Source organism: Salinactinospora qingdaonensis, from assembly GCF_039539445.1.
GTDB lineage: Bacteria > Actinomycetota > Actinomycetes > Streptosporangiales > Streptosporangiaceae > Salinactinospora > Salinactinospora qingdaonensis.
Genome location: NZ_BAABDD010000001.1, coordinates 199,877 through 214,329 on the forward strand (window position 1 = coordinate 199,877; position 14,453 = coordinate 214,329).

Below are 14,453 nucleotides of genomic sequence, written 5' to 3' on the forward strand. Positions count from 1 at the left end.
ACAAATGACATCACGGGGGGTCACCGCGCTCCACGTGCGGCGGCGCGGTAGTGACCCATAAACGAGGGCCGGCGAGACGGCGGCCGTGAAGGGAGCGACCGTGGCGGGCAACCTAACACGCGACGAGGCGAGGGAGCGGGCGCGAATCCTCAGCGTCGCCTCATACGAGGTCGAACTCGATCTCACCCGCAGCGACCAGACCTTCGCGTCGACCACCGTGGTCCGGTTTAGCTGCTCAGAGCCGGGAGCGGCCACATTCATCGACTTTGTGGCCCCGAAGGTGCATAGTGTCGAGCTCAACGGGCGCGGGCTTGACACAGCCAAGGTCTTCGACGGGGAACGGATTCGGCTCGCCGAGCTGAGCGCGGACAACGAACTGCGGGTGGTGGCCGACGCCGCGTTCATGCGCACCGGCGAAGGGCTGCACCGTTTCGTGGACCCCGTCGACGGCAAAACTTATCTGTACTCCCAGTTCGAAACCTCCGACGCTCAGCGGATGTACGCCTGCTTCGACCAGCCCGACCTCAAGGCGAGCTTCGAGCTGAGTGTGCTGGCCCCAGCCGACTACGAGGTGGTGTCCAACAGCGCTCCCGACGTCGAACGCGAGCCGGTGGAGCCGCAGGAGGGCGCGGCGAAGGTCCGATGGCATTTCCCCGCCACCAAGCCGATCTCGACCTACATCACCGCCCTCATCGCCGGGCCCTACCACGTAGTGCGCGACAGCCACGACGGCATCCCGCTAGGGGTGTACTGTCGCGCCTCGTTGGCGGAGCACCTCGACGCCGACGCCATCCTCGACGTCACCAAGCGGGGGTTTGACTTCTACCACCGCGTGTTCGAGCTGCGGTACCCGTTCGACAAGTACGACCAGTTGTTCGTCCCCGAGTTCAACGCGGGAGCGATGGAAAACGCCGGCGCCGTGACCTTCCTGGAGGACTACATCTTCCGTTCTCGGGTCACCGACGCCCGCTACGAGCGCCGGGCCGAGACGATCCTGCACGAAATGGCCCACATGTGGTTCGGTGACTTGGTCACCATGCGCTGGTGGGACGACCTGTGGCTGAACGAGTCCTTCGCGACCTTCGCCAGTGTGTACTGCCAGGCCGAGGCGACTCGCTGGCAGGATGCCTGGACCACCTTCGCCAACGTGGAGAAGGCGTGGGCGCTGCGCCAGGACCAACTGCCCTCCACGCACCCCATCGCCGCCGACATCCCCGACATGCAGGCGGTCGAGGTGAACTTCGACGGCATTACCTACGCCAAGGGCGCCTCGGTGCTCAAGCAACTGGTCGCCTACGTAGGGGTCGACGCCTTCTTCGCCGGAGTGCGTGCCTACTTCGCCAAACACGCCTGGGGCAACACCGAACTGGCCGACCTGCTGCGCGAGCTAGAGCGCGCCTCGGGGCGCGACCTGTCGCTGTGGTCGCGGGAATGGCTGGAAACCGCGGGGGTGAACACGATGCGCCCCGAGTTCGAGGTGAACGAGCAGGGAGCCTTCACCTCCTTCGCCGTGCTACAGGAGGCCGCCCCGGACTACCCCACGCTGCGGTCGCACCGGCTGGCCATCGGCCTCTACGACCGCACCGAGACCGGGATCGTGCGACGGCGGCGCCTCGAACTCGACGTTTCCGGCGACCGCACCGAGGTTGCGGACCTGGTGGGCGAGCGCCGCCCCGACCTGGTGCTGCTCAACGACGACGACCTCACCTTCACCAAGATTCGGCTGGACGACCGGTCGCTGCACACCCTGATCGAGGGCATCGGTGAGATCCGCGCGTCGCTGCCGCGGGCGCTGTGCTTCTCCGCAGCCTGGGACATGACACGCGACGCCGAGATGGCCGCACGCGACTACATCCAGTTGCTGCTCTCCGGTATCGGGGGCGTCAGCGACGTCTCGGTGGTACAGATGCTGCTGCGGCAAGCGGTGACCACGCTGGACAAGTACGCCGACCCGCAGTGGCGCCCGGTCGGCTACGACCTGCTGGCCAGCCGGCTGCGCGAGCTGCTCACCAGCGCCGAGCCCGGCAGCGACCTCCAACTCGCCTATGCCCAGGGCTTCGCCGACGCCGCCGTCTCAACGGAGCATCTGTCGCTGCTACGCGGCCTCCTCGACGGCGCGCTGGCCGTGGAGGGGCTGACGATCGACACTGACCTGCGCTGGCGGCTGCTGCGGCGGCTGGTGGTGCACGGCGAAGCCGGCGAAGCCGAGATCACCGCGGAACTGGAAGCAGACCCCACGGCGACCGGGGAGCGCTTCGCGGCAGGGTGCCGGGCGGCCCTGCCCACGCCTGAGGCCAAGGCGCGCACCTGGGACCGGCTCGCCTCGGCGGACATGGCCAACGCCGAGTTCCGCGCGACCCTGCTGGGGTTCACCGAGCCCGCCCACAGCGAACTGCTGCGCCCCTACGTGGACAAGTACTTCGGGCTGTTGGGCGAAGCGTGGAACAAGTGGACCAGCGAGTTCGCGCAAGGCTTCGCCGAGCTCGCCTACCCGCGCTACCTCACAGAGGAGGCCACGGTGCGGCGCACCGACGCCTACATCGAGGCTGAGCAGCCGGCGCCGGCGCTGCGGCGGCTGCTGCTGGAAGGCCGCGCCGACGTCGAACGGGCGCTACGTGCCCAAGAGAAAGACGCGGCCAAGGCAACCGGTTAGGTTCTGTTTTTCGGACGGCTGGGATGGGGGGCCATGGGACGTTCTTCGTTGGCTCGTGCTTCGATCGCTGCGCGATCTCGGCCCCCCGCGAGGTGAGAGCGGACGCGCGCGCCCGCTTGCGCCCACCGCCCGCTCTCGCCGCCCTACCCAAAAAACAGAGACCCAGCCCAGGCGAGCGCCGCCACACTCACGCGCCCGGGGATACCAGCGTCATGGCTCACGGTGGTGGGGCGAGGACGGGACAGCCGTCCGGCCCCACCGGCCGGATGCGCCCGCAGGTGCGCGAGCCACGCATGCGGTTGACCGCGGCGGCATCCGCCGGGTGCGGCCGGAGAGGCCGCGGTGCGAAGACCCCTCAGCGGGAATTCTGCGAGGAGTCTTTGCTCCTGTTCGGCAGGGAACCCCTGGGGAGCGGACCCAGCGCGCGCACGACGACCTCGACCCTACGGGGGTCGGCCATAAGCTCGTCGAGCAGCACGGGCTCGCCTTGGCCATCAGTGAGGGGGATGCGCCAGTTGGGGTACTCGTCGTTGGTACCGGGCTGGTTTTGCATGCGCCGGTCCCCCACGAGATCGGCCAGTGCGATGCCGAGCATGCGGGCCGGGGTGCGCGCCAAGTAGGTGTGCAGGGCAGCGGTCACCACTGCGGGCTCGGACATCGGGTCGACGGCGGGATCGAGCAACCGGAGTTCGACAAGCAGATCGCGCCATGCGGCTACCTGCGCCTCGGCATCGGCACGCTCACGCTGAACCGGGCGCGTCAACAGACCAAGACGGTCGCGCAACTCGACGTGCTCCCCCGACAGAAACGAGGCGACCGGCGGCAGGTCGTGGGTGGCCACAGTGGCCAAACAGTTGGCGCGCCAGCGCTCGGGGCGGCGCGGGCTGCCGTCGGGCTCGCGCTCGAACCACAACACCGACGTGCCCAATATCCCTCGCGTGGCGAGATGGTCACGCACCCACGGCTCCACCGTTCCCAAGTCCTCTCCCACGACCGTGGTACTGAACTCGTGAGCGGCCAGCAGGAGCGCCCCCACCATCCCCTCGTGGTCATAGCGCACGTACGTGCCCTCGGCGGGAGAGGCCCCTTCGGGAATCCACCACAGCCGGAACAGTCCCATGATGTGATCGACCCGGATACCGCCGGCGTGGCGCATCGCTTGCCGCATCTGCTGTAGGAAGGGACGGTAGCCCTGCTCGGCGAGACGACAGGGGTGCCACGGCGGCTGGGACCAGTCCTGCCCCTGTTGGTTGAATTCATCGGGCGGCGCGCCCACGCTGACACCGGGCGCCAAAACGTCGGCGTACATCCAGGCATCAGCGCCACCAGCTTGGAATCCAACGGCGAGATCGTGCACGATGCCCACGCCCATGCCGGCAGCGCGGGCACTGGCCTGGGCCGCGGCGAGCTGCTCGTCGATGATCCACTGCATCCACCGGTGGAACTCCACGTGCGACCAGAGTCGCATCGCCTCCTTGGCGACGTCGAGCTCGGCGACACCGTGCAGTCGCCGGGGCCACGCGCGAAAGTCCGCGCCGCGCTCCTCGGCTATGGCGCACCAGGTGGCGTACTCCACGAGCGCCGAGCCCTCACGGGCCAGGTAGGACTGGAACGCCCTCTCTCGGGAGGGGCCGCGGGGAACGTGGTACAGCTTCGACAGCGCTTCGCGCTTAGCCAGCCATATGGCGTCGCGGTCCAAGAGGTCGGCGGTGCGCCCGCGCTCGCGCAGCGGACGGGCGAGCCGTTGGATCTCCTCGCGCTGTAACGGGTCGAGGTTGGCGTACTCGGGGATGTCCTCGATCCGGATGTAGAGAGGGCTGACGTAGCGGCGGCTCGTAGGCAGGTAGGGCGAGGGCTCGATGGGTGGGGAGGGTTCGGTGGCGTGGATGGGGTTGACGAGAGCGAAGGAGGCTCCGAGGTCGCGCGCGCTCCAGTCGCAGAGCTCAGCCAGGTCACGCAGGTCGCCCATGCCCCAGGAGACGCGGGAGCGAACGGAGTAGAGCTGGGCCATCAGTCCCCATAGCCGCGCCTCGGGGGGCGTGCCGGGAACGGCGATGCGTTCGGGGACCACCAGCAACGGGGCGCTCTGGTGGACATCACCGCGCTGGGCGTGGACGAGGTGCACCCCCAGCGGCAGGGTCGGCGACAGCCGTGCCGGTGAGCCGTCGGCAAGCTCCACCCACGCTCGGGCGTCCTCGGGCAGCGGGGTCCGTGGTGTCCGGCCCGAGCGGGCCACGACCGCCGGCGGCAGTAACCGGGCGGCCTGACGGTTCCAGTGGGCTTCCAACGCCGCACGCGGGTCGCTCGCGTCGACCCCGAGTGATGCCAGGACGTGGCGCAATGTGTCGGTGGGGACCGTGACTCGGTCGCCCCTCCAATCCACATAGGTCGTGGCCACGCCGTGCTCTTCGGCGAGGCGCGTCAGCTCGGCATCACTCACAGCACCGATGATGCCTTACCAGCTCACCCTCTGGGCAGTCCGCCATACCCGACAATCGCGATTAGTGCGCACGTGCGGTACCGCGGCGCCACCGCTGAGGGCTGGCTGCTGGGCTCGCCTCGCCCGCGGGCTAGACCGACCACAGGGGCGGGATCCGCCCACTCCACGGCCGTGCCGCTTCAAGCTGGGCCGACAACGAGAGCAGGGTGGCCTCGTCGTTGGGGCGGCAGGCGAGCATCACCCCGATCGGCAACCCGGCAGCGTTCCAGTACAGCGGGAGGCTCACGGCGGGCTGACCCGTGAGGTTGTACATAGCGGTGAACGGGGTGAACGCCATCATCCGCTGGAACTCCTCGGCCACGTCGCCGCCCGCGGTGAAGTAGCCCACCGGTACCGGTGGGGCGGCCAGCGTCGGCGTGAGCACAGCGTCGTAGTCCTGTAGTACCGACATCGCCGAGCGGACCGCCTGCTGCACTCCCATAGCGGCGTGAACGTAGTCGGCGGCCGAGGTGCGCGTGGCGCGCTCGCGCAACCAGCGGGTGAGGGGACGCAGCAGGTCCTCCCCTTGCTCAGGAACGGGGGCAGTGGCAGCCATCGCCGCCCAGACCACGGTGAACCGTTCGGCCAGGGAGGGATCGAAGGGGAGAGTGATCTCCTCGACGTGGTGGCCCAATGCGGTCAACGCCCCGGTGGCGTCATCGTAGGCGGCCACCACATCGGGGTGGAGCTCGACCCCAGGCACGTGCGTCCGGCAGAACCGGGCCACACGCAGTTGCCCCGGCTCGCGGGCGGCGTAGGAACGAAACGTCTCCCCCGCCGGCAGCGGCGGCGGGACGTAGTAGTCGCCGGGACGGTTGCCGGCCATGGTGTCGAGCACGAGCGCGGCGTCGGCCACAGTTCGGGCGATGGGCCCCGCGACCGCCAGGCCGAGCAGGTCGAAGCCGTCGGGGGCGGCGGTGACCCGGCCGCGGGTCGGTTTCAGGCCGACCAGTCCGCAGACGCTGGCGGGAATCCGGATGGAGCCGCCGCCGTCGCTACCTTGGGCCACCGGCGCCAGCCCCGCGGCCACAGCCGCGGCTGCCCCGCCGCTGGAGCCGCCGGCCGAGCGGGTGAGATCCCAAGGGGTGCGCGCCGCTGGGGCGATGTCGTTCTCGGTGTAGCAGGACAGCCCGAATTCGGGGGTGTTGGTCTTACCGAGGAAAACGGCGCCGGCGTGACGCAGTTCGGCGACGAAGGCAGAGTCGGTGGAGGCGAACTGTTCGGCGCAGGCCGACGACCCCGAGGTGCAGCGGACGCCTGCGACCATGTCGAGATCTTTGACGGGAAGGGGGAGTCCAAGCAGCGGCGGAAGTTCCGCTGGCGTGTCGGAAACGAGCCGTTCCTCCGCCTTTTGGGCCTGCCTTTCGGCCAATTCAGCAGTGACCGTAATGAAAGCTCCCACGTGATTGTCAAGCCTGCTGATACGGTCGAGGTAATGGCTGGTGATCTCGCCAGGAGAGAGCTCACGCCGGCGGACCGCTGCTAGCTGGCGTTCTGCGCTCAACTCGTGGATGTGCGTCACTCTCGCGAGGTTAGAACACCGCGCAGCTCCGCGGTTGCCGAAACAAGAAATATCATCATTCCCAGCGAGCGCCCTACGAACACGTAATACTCGCCATACGCCAGGGAATAAAAGTGTGAGTTTTCTCGGGATAGGACCACGGAGGAACTAAGGCTAACCTTTCCACCGTGGATTCGGCGACTAGCTCCAGCACCGACACCGTAAACAGCCACGAGGAAGCGTCCTCGCAGCACACCGATGCCAGCGCTCCCGCTCGTGCTGAGCATGAGAGCGAGCGGCCCGTGGCACAGGACCAGGCCGCCGCAGCCCAAAGCGAGGGGGGCCCACGCGGGCGCGGCGGTGTCGGCGAGACCGCTCGGCAGACCTACCAGGCCCTGCTCAAGCGCGGCCTGACGCGCGCATGGGCTATCAGAGGCGCCACGGGGCTTGGAGTCGGTCTGGCCGCCGGCCTGCTCACCGGGAACTGGCGTATCGGTGCCACGTTTGGCGTGGCGGCGGTGATCCTACTGGTTGTACGCTCCGCGCGACGTTACTCCGAGGTTCCGCACTGGCGCCGCCCCTCTGCGGCCCAACGCCGCACCGAGGCGCAACTCCGCCTTATGAAACGGATGGGGTACCGCACGCTGCACGCCCGCAGCGTCAAGGGCGGCAACGGCCAGATCGACCACTTCGTCGTCGGCCGCCGCGGCGCGTTCGCCATCGACTCCGAAGCGTGGGACAAACGCCTGCCCGTACGCAACAAGCTCGAAAACCTCTTCCACGGCCGCTACTCCAAGAACGAGCGCATCGACGAGGCGCTGGAGGAAGCGAAAGCGGCCCAAGAAGCGGTCAGCGAGGAGTTGGGGCGCGAGATCACCGTGCATCCTGCCCTCGCCCTTTACGGACCCAAGCTGCAATGGGACCACCACATCCTGCGTGGGGTCCACATCCTCACCGGTACCCGGGTGCGCAAATGGCTGCGTCAGGTCAACGCGCGGCTCAGCGAGGAAGAGATCGAGGAGATCTTCCAGGCCGCCCAACGGGCGCTGCCCCCGCGCACCTGAAAGGCATCCGCCGACTGGCCAACCACGGCACCGACAAGCGCACTGCCCCGCGCGCATCTGGAAAGGTGCTCCCTCCCTCGATGCGCTGGCGCATGGTCATCCCCGGCCGGGCTGTGTCCGCTCCTGCGGGCTGAAAGCTGGGTGGTGAGGGAAGGCTCCCGTCGGGGAGGACGTGGCCTAGGCTGGTCCGGCACTTGTTGGAGCGCGTGCAAAGCGTCTAGCGGCTGGTAGAGGCGCCCACCGGCGCACACCGGTCGCGGCCAGCCGCGCCCGGTGTGGCTCGACACCATCAAAGCCCCGGGCCAACCCGTTTTCACCGGCTTTTCTCACGATACGGACGTGGGATCTTCGTGTCCGAGACGCAACGGGTTGCCGGGCGGGGCTACCATCGGTGAAAGACCTATACCACCCGGCCCAAGGCGAGAAGGCGCCGGCCGGCCGCCCCCGCTGTGGTGCGGGCGCAACGGTCGCGCACTCTGCCCTGGTCCGGGCATCAGACAACAGTTCGCACCGACGGGAGCCAACCCCATGCCCGCGCTTCGCTCACGCACGGTCACCCATGGCAGGAACATGGCCGGCGCGCGCGCACTCATGCGCGCCACCGGCGTGGAACGCGAGGATTTCGGCAAGCCGATCGTCGCCGTGGCCAACAGCTTCACTCAGTTTGTGCCCGGTCACGTACACCTGCGTGAGGTGGCTGACGTGGTTTCGGGAGCCGTGCGCGAGGCCGGCGGCATCCCTCGCGAGTTCAACACCATCGCCGTGGACGACGGCATCGCCATGGGCCACGGCGGGATGCTCTACTCGCTGCCCAGCCGCGAGGTCATCGCCGACGCGGTGGAATACATGGTCAACGCTCACTGTGCCGACGCGCTGGTGTGTGTCTCCAACTGCGACAAGATCACCCCGGGCATGCTGCTGGCGGCCATGCGGCTCAACGTCCCCACGGTCTTCGTCTCGGGCGGGCCGATGGAGGCCGGCAAGGTCACCGTGGTCGACGGCACCGCCACCAGGGAACGCAAACTCGACCTCATCAACCCGATGATCGCCTCGGCCGATGAGAGCGTCTCCGACAGCGAACTCAACGAGCTGGAGGAGTCGGCCTGCCCCACCTGCGGTTCGTGCTCGGGCATGTTCACGGCCAACTCGATGAACTGCCTCACCGAAGCCATCGGTCTGGCCCTGCCCGGCAACGGCACAGTGCTGGCCACCCACGTGGCCCGCAAGCAGCTCTACGAGGACGCCGGACGCCTCGTGGTCGACGTGGCCCGCCGCTACTACCAGGATGACGACGAGTCGGTGCTGCCGCTGTCGATCGCCTCGCCCGCGGCATTCGGCAACGCTATGGCGCTGGACGTGGCCATGGGCGGCTCGACGAACACGATCCTGCATCTGCTGGCAGCGGCCACCGAGGCAGGCGTCAAGTTCGGGCTGCCCGAGATCGACGAAGTCTCGCGTAACGTCCCGTGCCTGTGCAAGGTCGCGCCGAACTCGGAGAAATACCACATCGAGGACGTGCACCGAGCCGGTGGTATCCCCGCCATCATGGGCGAGCTGGCGCGCGCGGGGCTCATCGACACGTCCCTGCCCACAGTGCACGGCAAGAACGTCGGAGAGTACCTGGCCGACTGGGACCTGTGTTCGGAGAGCGTCACCGACGAGGCGCGCGAACTGTTCCACGCCGCTCCGGGAGGCCGGCGCACCACCCGCGCCTACTCCCAGGACACCCGTTGGGAGAGCCTGGACACCGACCGCGAGACCGGCTGTATCCGCGACTACGAGCACGCCTACACCGTTGACGGTGGCCTATCCGTGCTCTACGGCAACCTCGCCGCCGACGGGGCGGTCGTCAAGACCGCCGGTGTCGAAGAGGAACTGTGGACGTTCAGCGGCCCGGCCAAGGTCTTCGAGAGCCAGGAAGAAGCCGTCGACGGCATCCTCAACAAGAGGATCGAACCCGGCGACGTGGTCGTCATCCGCTACGAGGGCCCCAAGGGCGGCCCCGGCATGCAGGAAATGCTGTACCCCACGAGCTTCCTCAAGGGGCGCGGCTTGGGCAAGGCGTGCGCGCTGATCACCGATGGCCGGTTTTCCGGCGGCACCTCTGGTCTGTCGATCGGACACGCCTCCCCCGAAGCCGCGGCAGGCGGCGACATCGCGCTGGTGCGCGACGGCGACACCATCAGCATCGACATCCCCAACCGCTCGCTGCATCTGGAGGTCGCCCCCGATGAGCTGGAGCGGCGCCGCGAGGCCCTGCTCAGCGACCTCGGCTCCTACCGGCCGCGGGATCGGGAGCGGCCGGTGACCGCGGCCTTGCGCGCCTACGCCGCTATGGCCACCTCGGCGTCCACCGGCGCCGCCCGTGACGTCACCCAAGTGGAGCGGCTCACCTGACTGTGGGCTGGTGCATGAGGTTCTGTTTTTCGGACGGCTGGGGTGCGGGGGCCTAGGGTGTTCCTCGTCCGCTCGTGCATCGATCGCTGCGCGATCTCACTCACCAGCCCGCGGAGGCGCTCACCCGCTCGCGCCCACCGCCCGCCCTCGCCGCCCGTCCAAAAACAACAACCTAGCCGGCAGGCACTGGCGGCGCCGCACACGCGGTGCCGCCAGCGCGCCTCAACCTCCAGCGCAGCAGCCGCCGCCGCAGCAGCCGCCTCCCGGGGCCGGGTCGGCGGCAGTGCCGCCCACGGCCACCGTGGAGAGTAGCTTGACGGTGTCATCGTGGCCATGCGGACAGCGGGCGGGGTCGTTGGCACGATCCATGGGGCGGGAGAGTTCAAAGGTGTCGCCGCAAGCTTTGCAGCGGAATTCGTAACGAGGCATAGCACTATGGTCCCCCGTGTGAGGGGGTGGTAGTGCGAGTCGATGGGAGTGGCGGGCGACACAACGCCGACACCCCCGAAGCGGGGGACGTGAGAGGCGCAGCCGGCGGGCTGCGGCCCCGCGGAGCAAGCGCAGCGGTCCGGTCAAAGCGCCACTTGGCCGGCGTTCGTCGCCTCTGCCGACGAACGCCGACTCGGTCACCACCGGACCGACGACTGGGGTGAGGGCTGCGAGGGAGCATCCCCCGGAGCCGGGTGGGACTCGGGCCCGGCCCCGGAACGCTGGTCAGGCGGCTCTCACCGAATTCCTCATATACGGTGCCCACAGCGGATCACCGTGCTGTTCGCCGTTGATGAGCCGCCAGTGCAGCCCACGCGGGACCATAGGGGTAACGTTGAGTTTCCAACCCAGCTCGTCGAGCAGTCGGTCGGCTTTACGATGGTTGCACATTTTGCAGGAGGCCACGACGTTCTCCCATACGTGCGCGCCGCCTCGGCTGCGCGGGATCACGTGGTCGATGGTCTCGGCGCGCTTGCCGCAGTAGGCGCAGTGGTAGCCGTCCCTGCGCATGAGCGCCACCCGTGTCAACGGAACGCGACGCCGGTAGGGGACCCGGATGTAGCGTCGCAACCGGATGACAGAAGGCACCGAGAGGGCCGTGGTGGCTGAGTGGAGCATGCGCCCGGTCGAATCGCCATGCACGATCTCGGCCTTCTCGCGCAGCACCAGCAGCACCGCACGGCGCATGGGAAGAGTTGTCAGTGGTTCATAGCTGGCATTGAGCAGCAGTACGTGACGGCTGACTGTGCCACCCTCCGCACTGCGCCCGGCGCTCATACCAGCTCCTGTGGAGTCGAAGCGTCGGGCAAACGTTTATCAGCCCCGGCCGACGCGCTGGTCAGCCAGGGGACCTCCCTGTGGACTGGCCGAATGGCCAGCAGTATTCGCGTTGCCACACGGACCTCCCGTGGTGGTTCCCGCCGAGTCACGTCCCGCCTTCAGTTTGCTTGGTCGAACCAGGTTGTCGCCACCCCATTTATCTCGGGTGTCAGGAAAACGACAAGCAAACGAATGATCATTGTGGCCGGGGAAGGCCCCACAGCGGCGAGGGATCAGCGGTCGAATAAAGTGCGGGACATGTCCACACCCCACTACCCCGCGGCCCATCGGCTCGATCTCACCGAAGACCGCCACGGCATGCGCGTGGCCGATCCGTACCGCTGGCTCGAAGACGCCGAGGCGCCCGCGACGCGCGAATGGACGGCGGCCCAAGATGGGCTGTTCACGGAAACAGCCACGGCCCTGACCGGCCGCGCCTGGTTCGCCGGCGAAGTCGAGGCGCTGCTAGGGGCGGGGTTCGTGGGTCCACCGAGATGGCGGGGGCAGTGCAGGTTCTTCGTACGCCGGGGCCCCGATCAGGAACACGGGGTGCTCTACACCGCCGACGACTCCGGCGAGCGGGTCCTCATCGACCCGATGGCGATCGATCCCGAAGGCACGACCACCCTCGACTCGTGGTCCCCCGATCGGGAGGGGCGGCTGCTGGCCTACCAGCTCTCCGCGGGCGGCGATGAAGAGTCGCTGCTGCGCGTCATGGATATCGCCACCGGTTCCCTGGTGGACGGCCCGATCGACCGTTGCCGCTACAGTCCCATCGCTTGGCTGCCCGGGGGTGAGGCCTTCTACTACGTGCGACGGCTACCGCCCGAGCACGTGCCCGATGGTGAGGAGCAGTACCACCGTCGGGTGTATCTCCACCGCGTCGGTACTCCCACCGACGACGATGTGCTGATCTTCGGCGCTGGCCGGGACATGACGGAGTACTACGGTCTCGCGGTCAGCCGCGACGGCAGATGGCTGTCGCTGACCGCCACCCGAGGGACCGCCGCGCGCAACGACGCCTGGATCGCCGACCTCGCCGAGCACGGACCACAGCAGCCTCGGCTGCGTCCCATTCAGGAAAACGTCGACGCCGAAGTCTCGCCCGAGGTCGGGCGCGACGGCCGGCTCTACCTGTTCACCGATCGCGACGCCGCCCGGGGCAGACTGTGCGTCACCGACCCCAGCAAACCCGAGTACGAGACGTGGCGCACCCTCATCGCCACCGATCCCGACGCGGTGCTCACCGACTACGCCATTCTCGACGGGCCGGAACTGGAAACGCCACTGCTTCTGGCGAGTTGGCGCCGGCACGCCGTCAGCGAGATCAGTGTGCACGACCTGGCCACAGGCGAACGGCGTGACCAGTTGCCCCTGCCCGGCCTGGGGTCAGTGGGCGGGATCGTGGAGCGCCCCGAAGGAGGCGCCGAGGCGTGGGTGGCCTACACCGACCACACCCGTCCCGTGACGGTCTACCGCTATGACGGCCGCAGCGGCACGATGGAGCTGTGGGAGAGCGCTCCCGGCGCTGCGCATCCGCCACAGGTGCGTGTGGAACAGGTGAGCTATCCGTCGCGCGACGGCACTCAGGTGCGGATGCTGGTGGTCTCGCCTGCCGACGCGCCCGCCGGGCCGCGGCCCACGATCCTCTACGGCTACGGCGGCTTCGCGATCTCACTCGCCCCGAGCTACTCGGCATCAACGCTGGCGTGGGTGCGCGCCGGCGGCGTCTACGCGGTCGCGAACCTGCGTGGCGGCCTGGAGGAGGGCGAGGTGTGGCACCGCGCGGGCATGTTGCAAAACAAGCAGAACGTGTTCGACGACTGCCACGCTGCGGCCGAGCACCTCATCGCCACCGGCGTCACCACGGCCGACCGATTGGCTGTTATGGGAGGCAGTAACGGTGGCCTGCTGGTGGGGGCCGCCATCACGCAACGCCCGGAGCTGTACGCGGCTGCGGTGTCCTCAGCACCGCTGCTGGACATGGTGCGCTACGAGTCGTTCGGTCTGGGCCAACTGTGGAGTGTGGAGTACGGGAGCGCCGACGATCCCGAGGCTCTGGCCTGGCTCCTGGCGTACTCCCCGTACCACAATGTGGTCGCAGGCACCGAGTATCCCGCCACACTGTTCACGGTGTTTGGCAATGACACCCGGGTGGACCCGATGCACGCCCGCAAGATGTGCGCGGCGTTGCAGCACGCGACATCGGCCGCACCGGAGAAGCGCCCGATCCTCTTGCGGCGCGAGGACGCGGTGGGCCACAGTTCCCGTTCGGTGAGCCGCAGTGTGGCGCTAGCCGCCGACCAGCTCGCCTTCGTCGCCCATCACACGGGGCTGCGTGTACCGACCTGAGCAGTCGGCACCAGGCCAACCGTCTCATGGGGACAGTGCCGGCCCGTGTGCACAGCCACGACACAGCCTTGACAGAATCGACGAAAAGTCAACTGGCGAGCCGTTAAGAGAGGTGGCAGGGTGCCGGAGGTCGGCGGGGAGACGTCTGTGCGAGAAGGTGCGGCATGCATGGCGCGGGACGGAGCCGGTCCCCGGCATGTCCATCTCGCCCACATTCGATTCGCTGATCTCGACCCGCTTAACCACGTCAACAACGTGCAGATGTTGACTTACCTGGAGGATGCGCGCATCGCCTTCCTGCGTTGGGACAGCGACATCGAGGGGGAAGGGATGGGAGCGCTGGTCGTGGCCCGCCATGAAGTCGACTACGTGCACCAACTGCTGTTGCGGCCCGAGCCGGTGCGCGTGGAGACATGGGTGCGCCAGGTGCGCAACGCCAGCTTCACGCTGGCCTACGAGATCGTCGACGACACCCACGTCTACCTGCGAGCGTCCTCGGTCATGGTCGGATTCGACCCCACGACCCAAGGGGTGCGGCGATTGAACGAAGGCGAGCGCAAATACCTTGCGCGGTTCCTCGCCACCTAGATCGCCCATGGATCAGAGCACCGTGACAGAGGGCGGCCTCCCTGGGCGTGGCGACAGGTCGGCGCAGCCGCCCGGGAGCAACGGCTCCCCCTGGAGCTGCCGAGATCGCGC

The 14,453-nt window shown here is 68.3% G+C and carries 9 protein-coding genes; 5 read left to right on the forward strand and 4 right to left on the reverse strand.

Features of this window, described 5'->3' with window-relative positions; translation table 11 throughout:
• Positions 1 to 100: 100 nt before the first annotated feature.
• Positions 101 to 2,653 carry an aminopeptidase N gene (gene pepN, locus ABD848_RS00880; protein WP_344966299.1) on the forward strand — a complete coding sequence of 851 codons (2,553 nt, stop codon included), beginning with the start codon at positions 101 to 103 and terminating at the stop codon, positions 2,651 to 2,653.
• Positions 2,654 to 3,008: 355 nt separating this feature from the next.
• Here pepN and malQ read toward each other — a convergent pair whose 3' ends face one another.
• Both malQ and ABD848_RS00890 read right to left on the reverse strand, forming a co-directional pair.
• The gene (gene malQ, locus ABD848_RS00885; RefSeq protein WP_344966300.1) at positions 3,009 to 5,093 is read right to left on the reverse strand and encodes a 4-alpha-glucanotransferase; all 2,085 of its coding nucleotides are present in this window, start codon (positions 5,091 to 5,093) and stop codon (positions 3,009 to 3,011) included.
• A 130-nt stretch (positions 5,094 to 5,223) separates the two neighbouring features.
• Positions 5,224 to 6,654, reverse strand: a complete 1,431-nt coding sequence (locus ABD848_RS00890; protein ID WP_344966301.1) for an amidase — start codon at positions 6,652 to 6,654, stop codon at positions 5,224 to 5,226.
• Positions 6,655 to 6,935: 281 nt separating this feature from the next.
• On the opposite strand from ABD848_RS00890, the gene ABD848_RS00895 reads away from it, so the two are divergent.
• Positions 6,936 to 7,697, forward strand: coding sequence for a nuclease-related domain-containing protein (locus ABD848_RS00895; protein ID WP_425567383.1), 762 nt, complete (start codon positions 6,936 to 6,938; stop codon positions 7,695 to 7,697).
• Between the two features lie 528 nt (positions 7,698 to 8,225).
• The gene (gene ilvD / locus ABD848_RS00900) at positions 8,226 to 10,094 is read left to right on the forward strand and encodes a dihydroxy-acid dehydratase (RefSeq protein ID WP_344966303.1); all 1,869 of its coding nucleotides are present in this window, start codon (positions 8,226 to 8,228) and stop codon (positions 10,092 to 10,094) included.
• Between the two features lie 222 nt (positions 10,095 to 10,316).
• On the opposite strand, the gene ABD848_RS00905 is transcribed toward ilvD, so the two are convergent.
• Together ABD848_RS00905 and ABD848_RS00910 are read right to left on the reverse strand one after the other, a co-directional pair.
• Positions 10,317 to 10,523: an FmdB family zinc ribbon protein gene (locus ABD848_RS00905; protein WP_344966304.1), complete on the reverse strand. Its 207-nt coding sequence runs from the start codon at positions 10,521 to 10,523 to the stop codon at positions 10,317 to 10,319.
• A 285-nt stretch (positions 10,524 to 10,808) separates the two neighbouring features.
• Positions 10,809 to 11,360 (reverse strand): HNH endonuclease, encoded by a 552-nt coding sequence (locus ABD848_RS00910; protein WP_344966305.1) that lies wholly within the window; start codon positions 11,358 to 11,360, stop codon positions 10,809 to 10,811.
• Between the two features lie 300 nt (positions 11,361 to 11,660).
• Between ABD848_RS00910 and ABD848_RS00915 the strand changes: the two genes are divergently transcribed.
• Positions 11,661 to 13,754, forward strand: a complete 2,094-nt coding sequence (locus ABD848_RS00915; protein WP_344966306.1) for a prolyl oligopeptidase family serine peptidase — start codon at positions 11,661 to 11,663, stop codon at positions 13,752 to 13,754.
• Positions 13,755 to 13,922: 168 nt separating this feature from the next.
• A complete protein-coding gene (locus ABD848_RS00920) occupies positions 13,923 to 14,342 on the forward strand; it encodes an acyl-CoA thioesterase (RefSeq protein WP_344966307.1) in 420 nt (139 codons plus the stop codon).
• Positions 14,343 to 14,453 lie beyond the last annotated feature (111 nt).

Bases quoted from the DNA above. Each gene is read 5' to 3' on its own strand.
- ABD848_RS00905 (WP_344966304.1), bottom strand. From the start codon at position 10,523: ATGCCTCGTTACGAATTCCGCTGCAAAGCTTGCGGCGACACCTTTGAA.
- ilvD (WP_344966303.1), top strand. From the start codon at position 8,226: ATGCCCGCGCTTCGCTCACGCACGGTCACCCATGGCAGGAACATGGCC.
- ABD848_RS00920 (WP_344966307.1), top strand. From the start codon at position 13,923: ATGGCGCGGGACGGAGCCGGTCCCCGGCATGTCCATCTCGCCCACATT.
- ABD848_RS00910 (WP_344966305.1), bottom strand. From the start codon at position 11,360: ATGAGCGCCGGGCGCAGTGCGGAGGGTGGCACAGTCAGCCGTCACGTA.
- ABD848_RS00915 (WP_344966306.1), top strand. From the start codon at position 11,661: ATGTCCACACCCCACTACCCCGCGGCCCATCGGCTCGATCTCACCGAA.